The 20,281-nt window shown below is 64.3% G+C and carries 17 protein-coding genes and 2 pseudogenes; 12 read left to right on the top strand and 7 right to left on the bottom strand.

What is annotated here, in order from left to right; all coding sequences use genetic code 11:
• Positions 1-192: 192 nt before the first annotated feature.
• Positions 193-867: a DUF4236 domain-containing protein gene (locus F1734_RS15005; RefSeq protein WP_203010751.1), complete on the bottom strand. Its 675-nt coding sequence runs from the start codon at positions 865-867 to the stop codon at positions 193-195.
• Positions 868-1,056: 189 nt separating this feature from the next.
• Between F1734_RS15005 and F1734_RS26430 the strand changes: the two genes are divergently transcribed.
• Positions 1,057-1,188, top strand: coding sequence for a hypothetical protein (locus F1734_RS26430; protein WP_274382427.1), 132 nt, complete (start codon positions 1,057-1,059; stop codon positions 1,186-1,188).
• Between the two features lie 103 nt (positions 1,189-1,291).
• Here the strand turns inward: F1734_RS26430 and F1734_RS15000 are convergent, their stop codons facing one another.
• The gene (locus F1734_RS15000; RefSeq protein WP_203010750.1) at positions 1,292-1,651 is read right to left on the bottom strand and encodes a hypothetical protein; all 360 of its coding nucleotides are present in this window, start codon (positions 1,649-1,651) and stop codon (positions 1,292-1,294) included.
• Positions 1,652-1,721: 70 nt separating this feature from the next.
• Between F1734_RS15000 and F1734_RS14995 the strand changes: the two genes are divergently transcribed.
• From F1734_RS14995 to F1734_RS14950, 10 genes and pseudogenes are all read left to right on the top strand, one after another.
• Complete coding sequence (locus F1734_RS14995; protein ID WP_203010749.1) at positions 1,722-2,297, top strand: hypothetical protein; 576 nt, start codon at positions 1,722-1,724, stop codon at positions 2,295-2,297.
• Positions 2,298-2,467: 170 nt separating this feature from the next.
• On the top strand, positions 2,468-4,585 hold the full coding sequence (locus F1734_RS14990) for a tetratricopeptide repeat protein (RefSeq protein WP_203010748.1): 2,118 nt from the start codon (positions 2,468-2,470) through the stop codon (positions 4,583-4,585).
• A 348-nt stretch (positions 4,586-4,933) separates the two neighbouring features.
• Positions 4,934-5,527, top strand: coding sequence for a recombinase family protein (locus F1734_RS14985; protein WP_203010747.1), 594 nt, complete (start codon positions 4,934-4,936; stop codon positions 5,525-5,527).
• A 136-nt stretch (positions 5,528-5,663) separates the two neighbouring features.
• Positions 5,664-6,473 carry a hypothetical protein gene (locus F1734_RS14980; protein ID WP_203010746.1) on the top strand — a complete coding sequence of 270 codons (810 nt, stop codon included), beginning with the start codon at positions 5,664-5,666 and terminating at the stop codon, positions 6,471-6,473.
• A gap of 269 nt (positions 6,474-6,742) precedes the next feature.
• Positions 6,743-8,719: pseudogene (locus tag F1734_RS14975) on the top strand (type I restriction-modification system subunit M).
• On the top strand, positions 8,716-9,468 hold the full coding sequence (locus F1734_RS14970) for a restriction endonuclease subunit S domain-containing protein (protein ID WP_203010745.1): 753 nt from the start codon (positions 8,716-8,718) through the stop codon (positions 9,466-9,468). The pseudogene F1734_RS14975 and the gene F1734_RS14970 overlap by 4 nt, the downstream one beginning before the upstream one ends.
• A 36-nt stretch (positions 9,469-9,504) precedes the next feature.
• Entirely contained in the window at positions 9,505-10,788 is a 1,284-nt protein-coding gene (locus F1734_RS14965; protein WP_191903197.1) for an IS256 family transposase, read from the top strand.
• Between the two features lie 210 nt (positions 10,789-10,998).
• Positions 10,999-11,436: a restriction endonuclease subunit S gene (locus tag F1734_RS14960; RefSeq protein ID WP_420803910.1), complete on the top strand. Its 438-nt coding sequence runs from the start codon at positions 10,999-11,001 to the stop codon at positions 11,434-11,436.
• 92 nt (positions 11,437-11,528) lie between these two features.
• On the top strand, positions 11,529-12,338 hold the full coding sequence (locus F1734_RS14955) for a GIY-YIG nuclease family protein (RefSeq protein ID WP_238423955.1): 810 nt from the start codon (positions 11,529-11,531) through the stop codon (positions 12,336-12,338).
• Positions 12,338-15,439, top strand: a complete 3,102-nt coding sequence (locus F1734_RS14950; RefSeq protein WP_203010742.1) for a type I restriction endonuclease subunit R — start codon at positions 12,338-12,340, stop codon at positions 15,437-15,439. Before F1734_RS14955 ends, F1734_RS14950 begins: the two co-directional genes overlap by 1 nt.
• 30 nt (positions 15,440-15,469) lie before the next feature.
• Here F1734_RS14950 and F1734_RS14945 read toward each other — a convergent pair whose 3' ends face one another.
• From F1734_RS14945 to F1734_RS14930, 5 genes and pseudogenes are all read right to left on the bottom strand, one after another.
• A complete protein-coding gene (locus tag F1734_RS14945; RefSeq protein ID WP_203010741.1) occupies positions 15,470-16,477 on the bottom strand; it encodes a hypothetical protein in 1,008 nt (335 codons plus the stop codon).
• A gap of 156 nt (positions 16,478-16,633) precedes the next feature.
• A complete protein-coding gene (locus F1734_RS14940; protein WP_238423954.1) occupies positions 16,634-16,846 on the bottom strand; it encodes a hypothetical protein in 213 nt (70 codons plus the stop codon).
• A gap of 206 nt (positions 16,847-17,052) precedes the next feature.
• Positions 17,053-17,430, bottom strand: a complete 378-nt coding sequence (locus tag F1734_RS26290) for a hypothetical protein (RefSeq protein ID WP_238423953.1) — start codon at positions 17,428-17,430, stop codon at positions 17,053-17,055.
• A 99-nt stretch (positions 17,431-17,529) separates the two neighbouring features.
• A pseudogene (locus tag F1734_RS26540) lies at positions 17,530-17,652 on the bottom strand (DUF2510 domain-containing protein); the annotation flags it as partial.
• A 193-nt stretch (positions 17,653-17,845) separates the two neighbouring features.
• Positions 17,846-18,895, bottom strand: a complete 1,050-nt coding sequence (locus F1734_RS14930; protein ID WP_203010739.1) for a hypothetical protein — start codon at positions 18,893-18,895, stop codon at positions 17,846-17,848.
• A gap of 549 nt (positions 18,896-19,444) precedes the next feature.
• Between F1734_RS14930 and F1734_RS14925 the strand changes: the two genes are divergently transcribed.
• Complete coding sequence (locus tag F1734_RS14925; RefSeq protein ID WP_203010738.1) at positions 19,445-20,281, top strand: GIY-YIG nuclease family protein; 837 nt, start codon at positions 19,445-19,447, stop codon at positions 20,279-20,281.

The raw sequence follows: 20,281 nt of genomic DNA, 5'->3' as shown, positions 1-20,281 counted from the left end.
AGAGCGAGCGACCCGACCGCGGCCAGGAAAAGGCGTGCAATGTGCTTCACGAGGCCTCCGTCGATGAGCGGCTGATGATCACAGTTGGACCCAGATGCGCACGTACTACCCGGCGGGGTGTACATGAATCATTGGAGCCATTCGGTCGAGCTCGTGGATAAAGCAACGAGGTCGCAACGCCTACACACCGTCTCAAGGGTGTGTGAATGTCGAGTCGTGCCGGTGCTTGAACCACCGGATGCCGTAGTACACCGCGAACGAGACGGCGGTCACGAAGATGACCGGACCGATCACGGGAATCGCCAGCGACAGCACCGTAACCAGGACCGCCACCACCCACAGCGCGGCCAAACCGGCGCGATTCCACGCGACGCTGTTCCGGCCGCTGCGAAACAACGGGGTGACATCGCGCCCCAACACCTGGAGCAGGCGCTGGGCTTGCCCGAGCGTCAGACCGTGCAGCGGGAGCCGGCTTCCCGTGGCGCGTCCGAGAGCACCCCGTACATGGGCGCGCTGGAACGGCAAGGCTGCCGGCGTCTCGTCCGGTTGTAGGACGAAGGCCCATTGGTCAGGCGACAGGGTTGTCGCCGTGTGTGCCGCCGCGGTGCCCTCTTCTGCCGGCCCGTACCCGCGGTGACGGGCCGGAGCTGCGGCGTGCTGCCGCGACTGCGACGACCGGTTCCGGCTCTTGCCGATCGTCTTGGTGTCATAGATTCCCGTGCCCGGCACACGATAGGTGCGGCTGACCCTTCCCGTCGCGCTCCTGCTGATACGGACCGGCCCCGCTCCGGCGCTGACTCCCATCCCGCGTTTCGAGACGGTCAGTCGAAACGGACCCACCTTCTTCGACCTTCGGAACTGCACCACGGCCAGCCTCCCTCCTCGTAGTTTTGGGCCAGTAGGTGTCGGTGCTCCGTCCGCCCTAGGCGTATTCGACTGCCCCGTATTTATGGCCAGACCGTTCGACCGCATACCCGCCGCGAAGGCTCTCATTATCCCTTTCGTCGAAGACCGGAGAGCGTTACACGGCGATGAACGCCAGCCAGGCGGCAAACGATGCTGGACGCCCGGCAGGACACCCAGGACGTCGCGGACATGATGCTCCAGGTTCAGAAGATCACCGATCCGGTGCGCTCGACCGTCCCTCGATCGATGTGGACGGAGATCCTCCACAAGCTCGAGGGCTGACGCGGTGCTGCATCGGCACGGCGCGAGTCGGTGTGGGACGCGAGTCAGTGGTGCGGGCGCAGTACCGACCGCTTGCGGTCAGCGAGAGCGAAGAACGACTTGCTCACGTACTGATGACGTCGCGCCAGTACTTGTACACGTCCGTACGTTCGGAACTCGGATTGCCCCAGAAGGCTGACCCCACCTCGCCGGTCGACTGGGAAACGACGAGCGCAGCCAGCGAGGGCTCGCGGCGGCGTCTGCAGTCTTCGGACAACAGGTCGAGTACGCGCCCCAGCCCGTTCGTTGCATGAGGCAGTTCCAAGGCCTTGATGAGGGCCGAATGGTGGATGGTGCCGCCGGACAGGGCGATGCCGATCAGCAAGGGGCGTAGTTCCGTCAAAGTGACCACGTCGAGGTCGGTGACCGTCAGCGTCCGTCCCTTCGGCGTGATCTTCTCACCGAGCTGTAGGTGGAGGCCCATATCGCGATCATTCCCGACCCGAAGCGCTGACGCCAGCTAACGAAAGCCCATGGCCGCGTAGTCTTTCGACATGACAGTAACCGGAAGTCAACAGGACATCGTCACCACCCTCGTCGCGGCCCACGCGCGGTACCCCAGCGTCGAGGGCGGCAGCTTCTACGACGAGGTGCTGCTTGAGGTCCAGGCCCGGGCCGAACGGGACGGGTCGATCGGCAAGGCTGACATCGGCGCGCTGCTGCTGTGGAAGCGGCTGAACCTGAGCACCGTTTGGACCCGCGATCTGAACGAGTGGCCCGACCGGAAGGTGCGAGCGGTCACCGCCGAGGCGTTCGAGTTGGCCAGGGACACCGACCGGAGCATTCCCGAGGCCGCGGGGGCGGCGCGATCGGCGTTGCTCGAGCTGCCGGGGTGTCAGCGCGGTGCGGCAGTCGCCTCCACCTTGCTGACCGCCGGCGCTCCGGACCGGATGGCGGTCTACGACCGACGGGCAGTGACCGCATTGGAGGGCCTGGGGTTTCCTGGTCCGGACGGCTACTACAGCCGCTACATGACGGCAGTGTGCGCGCTCGTCGAGACGGCGAATGCCGTGACAGGTGGTCGGTGGCGTCCCCGCGACGTGGACAAGGCGCTCTTCATGGTTGGTTGATGCAGCTCATCAGAAGACACGGCGACGAGCATTTGTTCAACGTCGTGGTCGTCTGCGCCGGGTCGCTGTCTGCGAGTGGTGGACGGGCGCGTAGGGCACGGGGACGGACATCAGTCATGATTGAGCGAACCCGGGCGAGCTTGACTGGACAAAGGGCGAAGGAGCCTCGAATGGGTCGCAAGTTCACTCGGAGATTCGACCCGGATGGATCCCGTGACCCCGAAGCCGAGCTGAGCGACTACGACCATTGGACTGTGTCGCCGGTCATCGATCCGCACATTGCCGACTGGTCCCCTCCATGGACTGTCGATCCGCATATCGCCGGCGTGAACGCTACGGAGGCGGAGCAGGGCCGTGAGGCAGTCGCGGCACGCGGTCACAAGCGGCCGGCGCACTCGCGGCGCGCCAGGCCTGGATCGGTTCTGATCGTGCCCGGCGGTGTGAGGCACGAGGTACATCACGTCAATAAGGCGTGCGCCGTTCTGGAAGTCGATCTTCGCCTGGCCCAGACATGCGGGCAGAGTGCCCGAGTCGAAGCGGTAACGCTCGCTGCCGCTCGTCGTAGGGGGATCGCTTGCGTGATGTGTCTGCCCGAGGTGGCGAAGTCCCGCGGTGATTACGCGAAGATGAAGCGATGCGTTGTCTCGCCCGAGTCCCATGCACGGGAAGGGATGCTCCTGCATTGGCGACGTGACCAACATCGAGATTGGCATGGACTCGTCGTCTATGAGGAGAACGGCGAGTGGGCGTGCGAAGCCGTGCCTGCGGATCGACTGCAGGAGATATTGTCGCGGGCGGAAGATCTCAAGAAGGCTGATGGGCGTTCGGCTCGGACACCCGACATCGATTCCGAGAACGACCGCCAGGACGCCTTCGACCTTCAGTTGGCCGCTGGCCTGACTCAACCGGATCTCGAGCACGCGCGGCGTTGGCGCGAGTGGGCGAGCGTCGGTGACGTAGAGGCCATGCGTCGTCTCGGTCTGCTGCTCGTCGACCGGCTCGATCCCCCCGATCTGGAACGAGCACGCGAATGGTGCGAGCGTGCTGCCGGCGCGGGAGATCTCGACGCCATGCACAACCTCGCCTTCCTGTTGGCGGACCGGATGGATCCCCCGGATCTGGCCGGTGCGTGCCACTGGTGGGAGCGCGCCGCCGAAGCCGGGGACACCGATGCCATGGTCAACCTCGCCGCTCTGCTGGCCGAGCGCGGCGATCCACCGGATCTCCAGGGCGCTCGTCACTGGTGGGAGCGGGCCGCCGAGGCCGGCGACACCACCGCCATGGTCGAGGCTGGCCATCTGCTCGAGAATCGATTGGATCCGGCTGATATCGACGGAGCCCGCCGCTGGTATGAACGGGCGGCCATTGAAGGCAACGTCGACGCGATGTTTCATCTCGGCTACCTGCTTGCCCGTCGGGTGGACCCGCCGGACCTGACCGGTGCGCGTCGCTGGTTCGAACGCGCCGCCGATACAGGTGACATTTGGGCAATGAGCTTCCTCGGAGGCCTACTCGCCGAACGGCTCGATCCGCCGGATCTCGAGAACGCTCGCCGGTGGTTGGGGAAGGCCGCTGGCGCAGGTGAAAAAAGCGCGATGGTCCGGTTGGCGTATCTGCTCGCAAGCCGGATAGACCCGCCCGACATCGACGCTGCTCATTACTGGTACAAGAAGGCGGCTGTTGCCGGCGACGCGATGGCCATGCGCCATCTCGGACTGTTGCTCGCCTATCAGTTGACTCCACCGGACCGAGCGGGTGCCCGCCATTGGCTCGAACGAGCCGCTGCGGCTGGCGACACCGATGCGATGGTCGATCTCGGGAACCTGCTCGCCGATGATTCAGATCTGCCGGATCTTGAAGGTGCTCGCCATTGGTACGAGCGAGCGGCCGAGGCAGGCGACCCCGAAGCCATGTTCAACCTTGGGTGTCTGCTCGCGATCCGGTCGGATCCACCAGATCTGGAGCGGGCTCGGTGCTGGTGGGAGCAGTCAGTCAAGTCCGGCAATGTGGACGCCATGGTCAACCTCGGCGTCATCCTCGCCTACCAGCAGCAACCGCCGGACCTCGAACGTGCATGCCTCTGGTGGCGCGAAGCGGCCGAAGCCGGCCACACCACTGCGATGGTCAACCTCGCCGACGCGCTCGCCGACTCATTGGATCCGCCGGACCTCGAAGGCGCGGCTCACTGGTATGGGCAGGCTGCTGCCGCCAGCGATCCAGCAGGCGAAGCCGGACTTAGGGTTGTGCGTTCCCGGACAAGATCTGCCGACCCGGACCTTGCGAAGTAGCTCTGCGGAGCTGCGGCCAGTCCGGTGCTGTCGTGGGGGTCGGTGAGAGGACGAAAAGTCTGTCGGCTCGCTCCAGGTGCATCGGGATGGACGGTGGTTTCCAGAGCGGGGTCGGTCGTCAACACAACCGGATGGTCACCCCGCCACCCCCGACGTCGACTCGGTGCCTCCAAGTGCTCGTGAGGTTGTTTCAGAGCGATCGGCTGTCTCGAATCAGTTCTCATTGAGACAATCGCGGCCGAGGCCCGGGCGACGTCCATTCCCGCAGGTCGATGTGTCTCGAATGTTTGTCTCACAACGCAGTGTCTCATTATTGGCGCCCGACGATATTTGAGACATGCTGGATGTATGAGCGAGACAGTCGCCCCAACCGGCACCCGCATCGGGTACGTCCGCGTCTCCACCGTGGCGCAGACACTCGAACAGCAGAAGGTCGCCCTCGCTGCGGCCGGCGTCACCAAGGTCTTCCAGGACAAGATCTCCGGTGCCCGCGACGATCGGCCGGGGCTCGCCGCGCTGCTCGAGTACGTCCGCGAGGGGGACACCGTCGTCGTGTGGAAGCTCGACCGGCTCGGCCGCAACACGCTGCACATCCTCGAGGTGGTCCGTGCACTCACGAAGCGGGGTGTCACCCTGGTCTCGACCTCGGACGGCATCGACTCGTCGACGGCCACCGGGCGCATGGTGATCGGAGTGCTCGCCTCGATGGCCGAGTTCGAGCGCGAGCTGGTCAAGGAGCGGACCGCCCTCAAACGCGAGTCGGCGCGGAGAAACGGCACCAAGTTCGGTCGCCCCCGCAAGGTAGACGACGCCCAGACGATCGCCACCGCCCGCCGGATGAAATCCGACGGGCACACCGGCAAGGACATCGCCAAGTACCTCGGCGTCAGCCGCGCGACGCTGTATCGATTGCTCGCCGAAGACACTGACTCGGCCGCATAGGTACCGTTTGGCCCCCGTTCGACCGGTTCGCGCGTAACCGCGTGTCGGGCACGACTTTCGCATTGAGGTGGCTCGATGATGTGGTGACCATCAGTCTGTTCGTTCCGCAACCGTGCCGCCACGAAGGGAACACACATTGACGTACTGGCTCTACAAGTGCAACGCCGAGGAAGGCGGGCCGTCCGGATATGCCGGAGACTGGCTGCGGGGCGTGTTCAGTCGGGGTGAGCCGGTCGACTGGGGCGGGGACTACTCCACGCAGTCGCAGGAGGTGTCCAAGCACCTTGCCGACGATGTCGAGGCCGGTGACGTGGTGGCGGCCTACCAGACCGACTCGAAGTCCGTGGTGGGGTTCTGCACGGTCACCAGGCTGACCGGGGAGCCCGGCGATCGCACGATCTTCCTGCAACCCATCCACTGGCTCACGCCCGCGTTTCCGATCCATGAGCGGAAGATAGGTACACCGCTGGAGCATTCGATTGCGGTGAACGGACCGACGGCGTTTCGGGAGTTGTCGACCAAGGAGATGAAGGCCCTTGTGACGTTGAGCGGGGCACCCGAGCGGGTGCTCAAGGGTAAACCTCCGCGCGACGGTTGGGAGCCGGTGGCAGTCCGCGATCCCGCCGACCTGGTCGTGCCCCTCGAGGACGTCTGGGCTGGCAGCGGCCGAGGTTACTACGGCCTGGAGGAATCGTTGCGGATGCATGGCGTGCTCGTCCAACCCAAGGTCGTGACGTTCTTCGCGAACCTGGACGATCTGAACGACTACGTGCGTACCCAAGTCGGAAGGTGGGAAGCCAAGGGCTACCACAACACCGTCGGGGAATGGTTCGACGGGACTTCCGCCCAACTGGTGGATGGTGGCGGTTCCGGCATGACGGTGACCTACGAACCGTTCACCTACCTCGACGCCTCTACTTCCGAAATCGAACGCCGCGACGACTGACACTCCCTGCTCGGCCGCGTCCACCGTGCGCGCACGAGCGCTCCCGCATCGTTGTTCGCTGCAGTCGATCGACAGGCATATTGGGAGCAGTCAGAGGGGAGGACACGACCGGGGATGGTCGAGTGCCGCGAAAGCCGTTCAGTGGGTAACGGGCACGGAAGGTTCGTCGACACCTCAGGTACACGCCCGACCCGCAGTGTCTGCTCCGGCTGTCTGTTTCGTTCGGGTAACTTCATCCGGACCGACCGACCGAGGAGACCAGCCCCACCATGGCGAAGACCAATGCCGACCTGATCTGGAGCATCGCGAACCTGCTTCGCGGGCCGTATCAGCCGAACCAGTACGGCGACGTGATCCTGCCGTTCACGATCCTGCGGCGGCTGGACTGCATCCTCGAGCCGACCAAGGACCAGGTCCTCGCCGAGTACCAGAAGGTCCAGGGACTCAAGATCGACCCAGGCGTAGTCCTCAAGAGCAAGTTCAAGCTGCCGTTCTACAACACCTCCCGGTGGACGTTCGCCTCCTTGGTCTCCGATCCGGAAGGTGTCGCCGACAACCTCATCGACTACATCGAGCGGTTCTCCCCGAACGTGCGGGACGTGTTCGAGGGCTTCCGGATGCCGGACCTGATCGCCGATCTACAGAAGTCCGATCGGCTGTATCTGATCGTCAAGTAGTTCGCCGCAGTCGACCTGCACCCGAAGGTCGTCTCCGGCCACGACATGGGCTACATCTTCGAAGAGCTCATCCGCAAGTTCGCGGAGTCGAACAACGCCCAGGCCGGTGACCACTTCACCCCGCGTGAGGTGATCGCGTTGATGGTCGACATCCTGTTCCACACCGCCGACGACGCACTGACCAAGCCCGGCACCGTGCGCACCATCTACGACCCCGCCGCGGGCACCGGCGGGATGCTGTCGACGGCCTACGACCACCTGATCGAGATGAACCACAGCGCCCGCCCGGTGCTGTACGGCCAGGAAATCAACCCGCGCTCGTACGCGATGTGCAAGTCCGACATGATCATCAAGGGCCAGGACGTCGACAACATCTACCTCGGCGACACCCTCACCGACGACGGCCACTCCGGGCGGCACTTCGACTTCCTGCTGTCCAATCCGCCGTTCGGGGTGGAGTGGAAGACCCAGCAGAAGGCGGTGACCGACGAGTACGAGCAGCGGGGCTTCGCCGGACGCTTCGGCCCCGGCCTGCCCCGCGTCTCGGACGGGTCGCTGCTGTTCCTGTTGCACCTGATCTCGAAGATGCAGCCCGTCCGGGGCGGCGAGGGCGGCAGTCGCCTGGCGATGGTGCTCAACGGCTCGCCGCTGTTCACCGGTGGGGCCGGGTCGGGGGAGTCGAACATCCGGCAGTGGATCATCGAGAACGACTTGCTCGATGCGATCATCGCGCTGCCGGTCGACATGTTCTACAACACCGGCATCTCCACCTACATCTGGATTCTCGACAACAACAAGCCTGAGCAGCGCCGCGGCAAGGTCCAGCTGATCAACGGCGTCGACATGTACGGCAAGATGCGCAAGTCCCTCGGCTCCAAGCGCAAGTACCTGCGACCCGCGGACATCGAACACATCTGCAAGCTCTATGACCGGTACCGCAACGAGAAGGGCACCGACACCCACCCTGCCCACTCCAAGGTCTTCCGCGGCGAGGAGTTCGGCTACGCCACCATCACCGTCGAACGCCCCCTCCAGCTTCGTTTCGAGCCGACCGAGGACACGATCAAGGAAGTCCTCGCCCAGAAGAGCATCGCCAAGCTCAAGGACGGCGAACAGGCCGCGATCCGCAAGGCACTCGAGACCCTCGTCGGCTGGAAGTGGACGAACCGGGACACCTTCGTCGACGAGCTCAAAGCTGCGCTTCACGACGCCGGGATCAGCCGACCCGGCGCTCCGCTGGTGAAGACGATCTGGTCGACTCTGGGTGAGCACGATCCTGAGGCGGACATCGTCACCACCGCCAAGGGCGAACCTGAGCCGGACCCTACGTTGCGCGATACGGAGAACGTGCCACTGACCGAGAACGTCGAGGAGTACTTCGCCCGCGAGGTGCTCCCGCACGTGCCGGACGCGTGGATCGACCACGACAAGACCAGGATCGGTTACGAGATTCCCTTCACCCGACACTTTTACCGCTACATCCCGCCCCGGCCGCTGGAAGACATCCAGACGGACCTGCGGGTCCTCGTCAGCGAGATTCAGGCGATGCTCGCCGAGGTCGGCGCATGAACTGGCCCGCCTACCCGGAGTACGCGGACACTGAGGTGGAATGGCTCGGTGAAACTCCCGTCACATGGACGGTGGGTGCCCTCAAGAGGTGGATCGCTCGGGTGGAATCTGGGACAAGTGTCAATGCTGCCGACGTACCTGCGAGTCCATCTGAATTGGGCGTACTGAAGACTAGCTGCGTCTACACCGGCGAGTTCAACATCGCGGAAAACAAAACAGTGCTGAGTGACGAAATGGACCGTGTTACTTGTCCCGTCAGGACTGGGACACTCATCGTCAGCCGCATGAATACTCCCGATCTCGTCGGGTCCGCAGGCTATGTTGCACATTCGAGGCCGGGAATCTTCCTTCCTGATCGGCTTTGGCAGGTTTCGTTCCGCGGCTTGTCTGCAAAGTGGGTCGGCTACTGGAGCAAGACCAGGACATACCGTGACCAACTGAAGGTGATGTCGGTCGGCACCAGCTCAAGCATGCATAACATCTCCCAGCCGGACTACGGATCGCTCGCAATAGCCGTACCGCCTGCGGAGGACCAGCGGGCCATCGTCGACTTCCTTGACCGCGAGACCGCGAAAATCGATGCGCTGATCGACAAGCAGGAACAGCTCATCGCCACCCTGCGCGAGGACCGCACCGCCACCATCACCCACGCCGTCACCAAAGGGCTCAACCCTGACGTCAAAATGAAGGACACGGGTGTGGAAGGGCTTGATTGCCTTCCGGCGAGTTGGGCAGTCAAGGGACTGTAAGAACAACGGTGTAACTCTGAAAGGAGATGCACCACCATGACTGATGTGATTGATCGTGAGGACGAATCGAACTCGGCACCTGTGGGTGTCAGCGATGCCCGGCTGCAGGAACTGGTGGATCAGGCGCGGGCCGAAGGCCTCCAGCTCACCGGCGAGGGCGGGTTGCTGGCGAAGTTGACCAAGCTGGTGGTGGAGTCCGCCCTCGAGGGCGAGATGGACGACCACCTCGGCTACGGCAAGAATGACCCGGCCGGCAGGGGCAGCGGCAACTCCCGCAACGGCAGACGCGCCAAGACCGTGCTGACCGAGGCCGGCCCGGTCGAGCTCGACGTACCCCGGGACCGGGACTCCTCGTTCGAGCCGAAGATCGTGGCCAAGCGGCAGCGGCGGCTGACCGGGGTGGAGGACATGGTGATCTCGCTGTCGGCCAAGGGACTGACCACCGGTGAGATCTCTGCGCACCTGGCCGAGGTCTACGGCGCCGAGGTGTCCAAGCAGACGATCTCGACGATCACCGAACGGGTGATGGACGGCATGGCCGAGTGGCAGAACCGGCCGCTGGACCCGGTGTATCCGGTGCTGTTCATCGACTGCATCCACGTCAAGATCCGCGACGGCAACGTGGCCAACCGGCCGATCTACGTCGTGATGGGGGTGACTGTGGACGGCACCCGCGACATCCTCGGATTATGGGCCGGCGAGCACGGCGACGGGGAGGGGGCGAAGTATTGGCTTCGGGTGTTGTCGGAGCTGAAGAATCGTGGTGTGCAGGATGTGCTGATCGTCGTGTGCGACGGTCTGAAGCATCTGCCCGACTCGATCGGGCAGGTGTGGCCGCAGACCATCGTGCAAACCTGCGTGGTCCACCTCCTCCGCAATACCTACGCCTACGCCTCCCGCAAGGACTGGGCCGAGATCGCCAAGGACCTCAAACCGGTGTACACCGCGCCGTCGGAGCAGGCCGCGCTGGACCGGTTCGCCGAGTTCAGCGACAAATGGGAGAAACGCTATCCCGCGATCATCCGGCTCTGGACCAACACCTGGGCCGAGTTCGTGCCGTTCCTGCAGTTCGACAACGCCATCAGACAGGTCATCTACACGACCAACGCCATCGAGAGTGTCAACGCCCGAATCCGCAGGGCCGTCAAGGCCCGCGGTCATTTCCCGACCGAGGCCGCGGCCCTGAAATGCGTGTACCTGGCCATCATGAGCCTCGATCCCAAAGGCACCGCCCGCCAACGCTGGTCCAACCGCTGGAAGGCAGCACTGAACGCCTTCGAGATCACCTTCGACGGACGCCTGTCCGCTGGACGAAAGTAGCTACAGTTCAACCAGTTACACCGTTAACTTGACAGACCCGCAGTCAAGCCCTTTATTCGTTGTATCGAGAGCCAGGTGGACTATAGAGGGGCGACTCCACGCAAGGTGTCGGACGGTGTCGCTCTTGTGACCGCGCGGAACGTCCGCCCCGGGTGGATCGACTATGAGACGTCAAAGGAATTCGTAGCTGTCGAGGACTATGACACGATCATGCGCCGAGGTCTTCCTCGAATAGACGACCTCCTACTTACGATGGAAGCTCCCCTTGGGAACGTCGCTCTTGTGGATCGAACGGACATTGCACTAGCCCAACGGATCGTCAAGTTCCGCGCAGACCCTCGGGTGGTTGTCGCGAAGTTTCTCCTGTACTCGACGATGGGATCTTGGTTCCAGTCCCAGTTGCTGGCGCGAGCGACCGGTTCAACAGCTTTGGGACTGAAGGCGAGCAAGCTGCCGGAACTGCGGATCGCGGTGCCGAAGCTCGAGGAGCAGAAGAAGATCGTGAAGTTCTTGGACGATAGATGTTCAAGAATTGATACCTTGACAGCGAAGGCCGACGAGGTGATCGATACCTTGCGCGAGTATCGCTCGGCGCTGATCACGGATGCCGTAACCGGAAAGATTGACGTGCGGCAGGCGGTCGGATAGCGGTGGGAAGAGCGCAAACGATCCAGATATACCTACCCTCCGGCGATCCAGCCGGGCTCCGAGTTGCGAATCTGACCACACGTACGGTTCGTGTGTTCGAGGTTCCCCGCTCAATTCTCAGTGAGTTCCTCAAACGCCCCGAGGCCGGGCAAGTCGGGGTCTACTACCTGATCGGGGCGGGGGAGGACGAGACGGCACGGTGCTACATCGGGCAGTCCGGGAATGTCGGCGTGCGGCTGCAGCAGCACACCGGGACGAAGGACTTCTGGACGAAGGCGCTTGTCGCGGTCTCACTGACCAACGAGTGGACCTCCACCCACGTCGCCTACCTGGAGTGGCTATCGCTCAACCGGGCCACATCCGCGGATCGGTACATCCTGCTCAACGGCAATCAGGCCTCCAATCCGCACACTCCGGAACCCCTGGAGGCCGATTGTCAGGAGTTTCTGGAGACCATAGCCGTGCTACTGGCCACCCTCGGCGCTCCGGTACTCGAACCGGTCCAAGGACGTCCGCCCGAGTCTGCCGTCGACCTCACCTCGGAGAGGGAGCCGGTGCGATTGTTTTTCCGAGAGCGCGAATGTGATGCCACCGGCTACCAGACTTCGGAAGGGCTGCTCGTGCTCGCCGGATCGAAGGGTCGCCCGGGTCTGCGACCGTCCGCTCCGGCAAGCGTCGGTCGGCAGCGCGATGCGCTACACGCTGACGGAATTATCCGGCTGAGTGACACCGAAGTGGTGTTTCTCAAGGACCACTTGTTCTCCAGCCCGTCCGCGGCAGGAAGTGTGGTTGTTGGAGGCAGCAACAACGGTCGGATCAGTTGGCGCAATGTCGACGGGCGGTCGATCAACGATCTGGAAGCGCAGACGTTGGCCGCTACTACAGGGGGAGTGGAGAGCTGATGGCTCAGCATCACGAGTCGGTCTTCGAGGCTGAGCTCTGCGACCATCTGGCCGCGCACGGGTGGCTGTACTCGGCGACCGACACAGGCTACGACCGGGAACTGGCGTTGTTCCCGGAGGATGTGTTCGGATGGCTGTCCGACACGCAACCGGAGCAGCTCGCGAAGCGGGTCAAGCCGGACCTGACCGGAGAAGCGCTGACGAAGGCTCGCCAGGGCGTGCTCACCACCCTTGCTAAGGCCCTGGACGCCGATCCGAAGGCCAACGGCGGCACCCTCTCGGTGTTGCGGCGCGGGTTCAAGGACCTCAACGCCCAGTTCTCGATGTGCCAGTTCCGGCCGAACACCTCGCTCAGCGCCACCACGGCGAAGCGGTACGAGGCTGTGCGGCTGCGGGTGATGCGGCAGGTGCACTACTCGACCCACCACAACAACAGCATCGACCTGGTGTTTTTCGTCAACGGCGTCCCCGTCGCCACCGCGGAACTCAAGACCGACTTCACCCAGAACATCACCGACGCGGTGCTGCAGTACAAACACGACCGGCTGCCGAAGGGCGAGCCGCTGCTGGCGTTCGGGTCGAGGGCGGTGGTGCACTTCGCGGTGTCGAACAGCGAGGTGCAGATGACCACCAAGCTCGCGGGCAAGGACACCGTCTTCCTGCCGTTCAACCGGGGCAACCACGGGCACGCCGGGAACCCCCCGAACCCGGACGGGTCACCGACGGCGTACCTGTGGGAGACGATCCTGCAGCGCGACACCTGGCTCGACATCCTCGGCCGGTTTCTGCACCTGCAGATCACCGAGAAGGTCGACCCGGTCTCGGGCAAGAAGACCCGTAGGCAGACCATGCTGTTCCCGCGGTTCCATCAGTGGGAGGCGGTCACCGCGCTGATCGCCGCGGCCCGTGCCGAGGGGCCGGGGCATCGCTACCTGATCCAGCATTCCGCCGGCTCGGGCAAGACCAACTCGATCTCGTGGCTGGCGCACCGGCTGTCGGTGCTCCACGACGACGCGAACACCCCGGTGTTCGATTCGGTCCTCGTCATCACCGACCGCAACGTGCTCGACGCGCAGTTGCAGGAGGCGATCCGGCAGATCGACCGCACCCCCGGCGTGGTCGCGCACATCGACGGGCTCGGCGGGGCGAAGTCGCAGCTGCTGGCCGACGCCCTCGCAGGTGGGACGAAGATCATCATCGTCACCATCCAGACCTTCCCCTACGCGCTCGAGCTGATCCGTAACCAGGCCAAGCTCAAGGGGAAGAACTTCGCGGTCATCGCCGACGAGGCGCACTCGTCTCAGGCCGGGGAAGCCTCCAAGCGTCTGAAATCGGCCCTGACGGCCACGGAGATCGACGAACTCGCCGACGGTGGCGCCGTGGACGCCGAGGACATCCTGGCGGCGGAGATGACCGCACGGGCGCAGGCGAAGAACCTGTCGTTCTTCGCGTTCACCGCGACCCCGAAGAACAAGACCCTCGAGCTGTTCGGCCGCACGGGGCCGAACGGAACGCCGCAGCCGTTCCACCTGTACTCGATGCAGCAGGCGATCGAGGAGGGCTTCATCCTCGACGTCCTCAAGAACTACACGCCGTACAAGACCGCGTTCCGGCTCACCCACAACGGCCGCTCCTACGAATCCGAGACCACCGCGACCGCGGGCACCGTCGCCGTCACCGGCAGCGCCGACGGCGAACTGGTCGACAAGCAGACGGCGATCAAGTCGGTGATGAACTGGGTCAAGCTGCACCCGACCAACATCTCCCAGAAGGTCGGCATCATCATCGAGCACTTCCGCAGCAACGTCGCCCCGCGGCTCGACGGCCGGGCTAAGGCGATGGTGGTGACCTCGTCCCGCAAGGCTGCGGTGCGCTACAAGCTCGCCTTCGACAAGTACGTTGCCGACCACGGTTACACCGACGTGGCCGCGTTGGTGGCGTTCTCCGGCGAGGTCACCGACCTCGACTCTGGGGTCGAGAAGGCCACCGAGACGACGATGAACCCCGGTCTGAAGGGGCGCGATCTGCGGGAGGCGTTCGCCACCGACGAGTACCAGGTGATGCTGGTGGCGAACAAGTTCCAGACCGGGTTCGATCAGCCGCTGTTGGTGGCGATGTACGTCGACAAGAAGCTCTCCGGCGTCGCGGCGGTGCAGACCCTCTCGCGGCTCAATCGCACCGCGCCCGGCAAGGACCAGACGTTCGTGCTGGACTTCGCCAACGCCGCCGAGGAGATCGTCGAGGCGTTCGAGCCGCACTACGAGGCGACCACCCTCGCCGATGTCACGGACCCGAACATCGTGCACACCACGATGGCCAAGCTCGACGCGGCCGGGGTCTACCTCGACTCCGAGGTCGACGGCCTGGTCGCCGACTACCTCGCCGACAAGGGCAACAACGCGCTGACCAAGTGGATCACCCCGGCGAGGGATCGGTTCCGCGACCGGGAACGCACCGCCACCGACGCCGGCGACACCGTCGCGCTCGACGAGCTCGAGATGTTCCGCAAGGACGTCGGCACGTTCCTGCGCCAGTACGACTTCCTGTCCCAGATCGTCGACTACGAGGACCCCTCGCTCGAAAAGCTGTCGATCTACCTGCGCCACCTCGCGCCGCAGATCACCCGCGACCAGCTTCGTCACGAGATCGACCTGTCGACCGTCGACTTCGACTACATCACCCAGCACGAGCAGACCACCACCGACGGCAAGCTCACCGGCGACGTCGCCCTCGCACCGGCCACGGACGCCGGCACCGGCACCGTGCGTGATCCGGAGATGGTCGCCCTTGAGGAGATCATCGCGAAGATCAACGACCTGTTCTCGGGCGAGCACCCGGACTCGAGCGTGCGCAACGTCGTCACCCACATCCGGGACCGGCTCGAAGAGTCCGAGACGCTGCAGCAGCAGGCGCAGAACAACACCATGCAGCAGTTCTCGGCAAGCCCCGATCTGCACAGCGAGTTCCTCACGGCGGTGATCGGAGCGATGGACTCCTCGGCGGACCTGTCCGCCCAGATACTCAACAACCAGGGCCTGTCGCAGAAGCTGCTGGAGGCGCTGTTACCGGCCGTCTACCGGCGGCTGAAGGATGTCGCTTAGCTCTGTCCGCTTGCAGTGTCCCGGTGAGAGTCAGTCGATGGCGTAGTACCGGTTGTAGGTCCCGTAGCCGCTGGGTTTGCGGCCGATGACTCCGCGTTCGACCAGTCTCTGCAACCGGTCCTCGGCGTCCCGGCGGGTGATGGAGAGCGAACCCGCAACCGTGCCCTCCGATTGGAAGGCATCGTTCTCGACGAACAACTCGTAGGTCTGCCGGTCGCGGTCGTCGTCGAGCTGAGCCTGTATCTCTCGGCGATGGTCGACGGACAGGCGGTGCGGGGCTTCCGCCGCGGGCGGGGCGTCCTCCGGCTCTTGGGCTTCGGCCTCGGCTTCCGGAGGAAGTGCGCTGTGCAGGAACTCCTCGGCGTCCCGCGTGTCGGGGGTCACGGCCCGGTAGGAGCCTCTACCGGCCCGCTCGATCACCCCGAGGGTGAGCAGTCGGCGCAGCCGCACCCCCGTCGCGGCCGGAGACAACTCGAGCAATGCAGCGGCCCGTGCACTCGACAGCCGCTTGCGCCGGGAGACGAACAAGTCGTAGGTCTCGCGGTCGCGGCGGGTGGGGAGCAAAGATTGCACGTCACGCCGGAAGGCCACGATCGCATCGAAGGGGTCCAGCTCCTCGCAGGGCGGGGTCTCCGACTCTTCGTCGGCGGGGGTGCCGGTATCGACGATCTCGGTGTCCTCGGGCTCGTTCTCGTCGATGTCCTCCTCGATGGGGCGGTAGGTGCTCTCGGAGAGTCGCTCGAGCTGGCCCATCGTGACGAGCGTCTCCAGACGCGCCAGGGCTTCCTCCAGCGTGACGCCCAGCCTTCTGGCGAGGTACTTGGTGGTCACCGGTTTCGGACGAGCGCGGGCGATGTGCAGGACCTCGAGTGCCTCGTCCTCCGTGCAACCGGAGGGTTCGTCCTCCGGCAGGTCTTCTGCGGGGATGCCGGTCTCGTCGCCAGGGAGTGTGAGGCCGAGCAGGGCGGCGGCTGCGGACAGCGCGACAGAAGGATCGTCGTCCTCGATGACGATGCCATTGGGCAGGGTGATTCTCACGATCCCTCCGACAGTGCACGGAACGGGTCTGCCGAGCCGGTGTTCACGTCCGGTCACGCAGATTATGCCAACTGCTATTCGAGCTGTTGGGCGATCGCTCTTCGCGATGGAGGTCGCCATTGCATGCTCTCGTCCCCGCGGCACTGTCCTCGAGTGCTAGGTTCCGCCAGGGCGATGGGAATCGGGAGACGAGACGAATTCGACGGGGACATCGTTGACGACGTTCTCGTTGAACGAGAAGCTGCCGTCCTCGTAATGGGTCGGTCTCGCCAGGCGCAGCAGCCTGCCCTCGTCGTAGACACCCATCACCCGCCAGTACTCTTCGGCCCACCACACTCCCTGTCCGAGTCGCACCTCACCGGGTTTCATGATCACTCCCTGCAAGAAGCTGCCTGCGTTGCGATCGACGTTTCGGGAGCTGGACGGATCACGTTCCGGCGTTCGTCGCCGCAACGAGGACCTGCAGATCGGCGGCGACAACGGGATGCGCAGCGGGCTCTCGTGCGGCTTACCTTGTGAGGATTCCGGCATCAGCGAGTTCCTCGACCGCCGAAGAAGCCGCAGGTCAGCGAGGATCAGAACGTGTCGTTGATCGTAATCCTGTCGTAGTCCGCCGGAAGATCGTCAGCACTGATACAGTTCAATGTCGTCGTTTGGCCGACCGGAATCTGCTCGGTGGTGCAGTCGACTAGCGCGACCACTTCGTTCCCGCGCATGAACTTGATTTCGACGAGTGCACCGTCCTTCTCGTCCCGAGAGTTGGTCACCTTCAAGCCCTCGATGTTGACGTCACCGAGGGCATCCTCGGTCACCCGCCAGCCGGACGAGTACTGGAACCCGGACACTTCGAATGCTTGGCCTTCGACGATCGTGAGGGGGTTGTCGGGTCCGCCGGGTGCTGCGTCCTCCGCCTGGCCGGTTTCGATGGCGTCATTGACCACAGTTGCGGTCAATCCGAGGAACGCTACGCATCCTGCGATCGCTAGCACGAATACTGCGAGTATCGCCAGGAGGATGTTGCGTGTCGTATTCGACTTCTTGGGCGGTGGTGTCTGAGCGGGATACCCACCCTGGACCTGATCGGTCCACGAATTGCCATTCCACCAACGCATGACTCCCGAAGGGTCGGGATAGAAGCCTGGACTTGGTCGAGCCGGTCCGGAACCCTCTGACATCGTTCTCCCCCTTGTGTACGGAAGCGATCATCATGCGACATGGCCATTTCTTGGGAAGGGTAGCGCCTATAACCGGGGCGTGAGCCCGTTCAGCCGAGCACCGCCTTCAGTTGCTTGAGTCCGCCCGCCGAGCCTCTTATCGACTGATTCGTGGTCATCAGCCAGACAGCGGCGCGTGCTCACGTCGGATTGATCAGTCAGTGTGCGACGGGGTGACGTCGTTGATTTGCTGGGCGCAGCGCAGCACGATCGGCCAGAACCGATCCACGTCGATGTCGGCGAGAGGAAATCCTCGTCCGCTGGCCTGGTGATCTTGGCCGACGAATCGGGCGAGTTCGGCAAAGCCGAGATGGTGGCGCAGACGTGGGTACTGCCACCAGTTCCCGTAGGCCATTAGCTGACCACCTCGGTTCACCCACAGCTGGATCGGCGCGTAACGCAGTCCGTAGGGATGAAGGAAGATGCCGCCATACGGGCGGTTGCCGAACCAGAGGTCCTCATGGGTGCCCAGGCGGTCGTCGATCGCCTCAAGGAGAGCGAACAGGTGCTCTGCGCGGTCTCGATCGGCTTGTGTGGCGAGGGCATCGAGGAAGGTGTCCTTGGTCCATGTCGCGGACAATCCAGAGGCCCGGGCCTTGACCGCGGCGATCTCCCCGCCGTAGGCCGAGGGAACGAGGATTTCGAGATCGCCGTGACGAGCGTAGGCCAGCTGAAGGGCAGTGACACGGACATCGTCGCGGGTGATCCGGTTGAGGTACTCGACCAGACGGCGTAGATCCTCGTCGATCCGGTCGACCGCAAGACACAAGTGGATGCGCCCGTCGCTCAGGTTCTGCGACAGTTGCTCGCCCGCGCCGGCACCGAGGGCGCTGAGATCGTCGCCGCGTTGGCGTGCCCACTGCTGCCGGAATGCTTCTTCTCCGTCCCGCCAGATCGCGGCGGCATAGTCGAGGACCTGTCCGACGACCATCCGGCGTCGCTCGGAGTTGGAGGCCAGCTTGCACTCGACGATGGTGATGTCCCCGTCCGGGCTGATGATGCACACGTCGGCCGGTCCAGCGGAGGTCGACAGTTCTCGCACGGTGAGCGCGCCGTCGGGCACACCGGGCACATACTGGGGGGCGGCGGCGAGGATCGACTGCAGATGATCTTCGTTGTCGTAGGCGGTCATCTCCGGCGACTCCCACTGTCCGCCGGAGTCGCGGTGACGGACCAGCAGTGTCGGCTTTACCTCGTGTGCCACCCGGGGGCTCCTTTCGGCAAAGCGCTGGACCATGTGGGTACGTCGGCCGGCCGCCCGGAACAATGTCTCCACCGGGCGAGGTCGTGGTCGATTACTAATGTTGCCGTGCACAGCACTTGTAGATGCAGGTACTTCTCGGAGCTAGACGGCTCTCAGACAACCGGCCTGAGGGGCCCACACCGAAGTGGGCAACGGGCCGCCTTCGGAGTGACTCCGCCTCGATTTGCTTCTCGTGCCGGTATGCCTTTGTTCCTTTCCTCGTGCATGTGCTCTCCGTAGATCGTTCGCCACGCTCCTGCTTCACGACTCGGGGACGGTGCCTTCGTACAGTGCTCACATGACCATCAAGCCCATTGACCGTGACGGTGCTCCAGGGGATGTCGCGGCCTTCCCGCCGATTAAGGGCGGTGGTCCCCGGCAGGTTTTCTGGAGCGCTCCGAAGTGCTGGGCAGCTGGGCGCGTCTCGACTTCTAGGTCTGGCGGCGCGGGCGTGCGGCGATTTAGATTCGATGCGACGATCACCAGATGTCGACGGACGGACCGAGCGCAGTGAACTCTGACTGGGGAGTCGGTGATGAGGTGTTAACCGCCGCCTCGCCCAGAGCCGAGCTCGGTCCCATACGGCCGCCTGCCGAGGTCCGGACCGAACTGGTCGCGTTCCTGGAGCAGGATGCGTCGCGGCTCGGCCAGGTGTATCGATGCCTGCAGCGTGGTTTGACCGCCGATCAGATCGCCTCCGAGTTGGAGGTGTCCACCTCGGGCTTCGTCTGGATGTACGAACGGCGCATCCGCAGCTTGCTCGACGGCGATCTGCCTACGGCCCCGACGGTGGCCCAGGCGGTGGCCCGTAAGTTCCGCAGCATGCTGAAAATCGGGGGATGGTCGGAGGCCTGCCGCACCTACCTCGAACACAACCTCGTCGAGCTCGAGCGGCGCGTGTCGGACGAGTCGGCCCGCAGCGTGGAGGTCCAGCAGGCCAAGGCACAGACGGAAGAAGCCGAGGCGCGGAACGACGTCGGCATCTACGTCTATGCCCTGCCGCACTATCTGCTACATCCCTACGAGCCCGACAGCGGACGCACCTTGATGAAAGTCGGCCGAAGCGACAGCGACGTGATCGTCCGCTTCCGGAATCAGACCCGCACCACAGCGCTACCCGAGGAACCGATCCTGCTTCGCATCTACCGGACCGAGCCCGGCGCGGCTGCGGCGGCAGAGACGACCTTCCACCGTTTGCTCGAGGCCGCCGACCACCACCGCAGCGTCGCGCGGACCGCTGGCCGAGAGTGGTTCGTCACGAGCACCAGGTTCCTCGACGAGGTCGCGCGAGCCCTCTCGTTGACGCCGGTCGTGGTGAACGAGGCAGACGTCTCGGACGACGACTGA

Origin of the sequence: Rhodococcus ruber, assembly GCF_016804345.1 — a bacterium.
Classification (GTDB): Bacteria; Actinomycetota; Actinomycetes; order Mycobacteriales; family Mycobacteriaceae; genus Rhodococcus; species Rhodococcus ruber.
The sequence above is the reverse complement of the archived record's forward strand: the minus strand, read 5'-3'. Positions and strand labels throughout refer to the sequence as shown.

What these genes read in the sequence shown, in the direction of transcription:
- F1734_RS14965 (WP_191903197.1), top strand. Translation starts at nt 9,505, where the DNA reads ATGACTGATGTGATTGATCGTGAGGACGAATCGAACTCGGCACCTGTG.
- F1734_RS14990 (WP_203010748.1), top strand. Translation starts at nt 2,468, where the DNA reads ATGGGTCGCAAGTTCACTCGGAGATTCGACCCGGATGGATCCCGTGAC.
- F1734_RS14995 (WP_203010749.1), top strand. Translation starts at nt 1,722, where the DNA reads ATGACAGTAACCGGAAGTCAACAGGACATCGTCACCACCCTCGTCGCG.
- F1734_RS14985 (WP_203010747.1), top strand. Translation starts at nt 4,934, where the DNA reads ATGAGCGAGACAGTCGCCCCAACCGGCACCCGCATCGGGTACGTCCGC.
- F1734_RS15000 (WP_203010750.1), bottom strand. Translation starts at nt 1,651, where the DNA reads ATGGGCCTCCACCTACAGCTCGGTGAGAAGATCACGCCGAAGGGACGG.
- F1734_RS14950 (WP_203010742.1), top strand. Translation starts at nt 12,338, where the DNA reads ATGGCTCAGCATCACGAGTCGGTCTTCGAGGCTGAGCTCTGCGACCAT.
- F1734_RS26430 (WP_274382427.1), top strand. Translation starts at nt 1,057, where the DNA reads ATGCTGGACGCCCGGCAGGACACCCAGGACGTCGCGGACATGATGCTC.
- F1734_RS14970 (WP_203010745.1), top strand. Translation starts at nt 8,716, where the DNA reads ATGAACTGGCCCGCCTACCCGGAGTACGCGGACACTGAGGTGGAATGG.
- F1734_RS14960 (WP_420803910.1), top strand. Translation starts at nt 10,999, where the DNA reads ATGCGCCGAGGTCTTCCTCGAATAGACGACCTCCTACTTACGATGGAA.
- F1734_RS14940 (WP_238423954.1), bottom strand. Translation starts at nt 16,846, where the DNA reads ATGAAACCCGGTGAGGTGCGACTCGGACAGGGAGTGTGGTGGGCCGAA.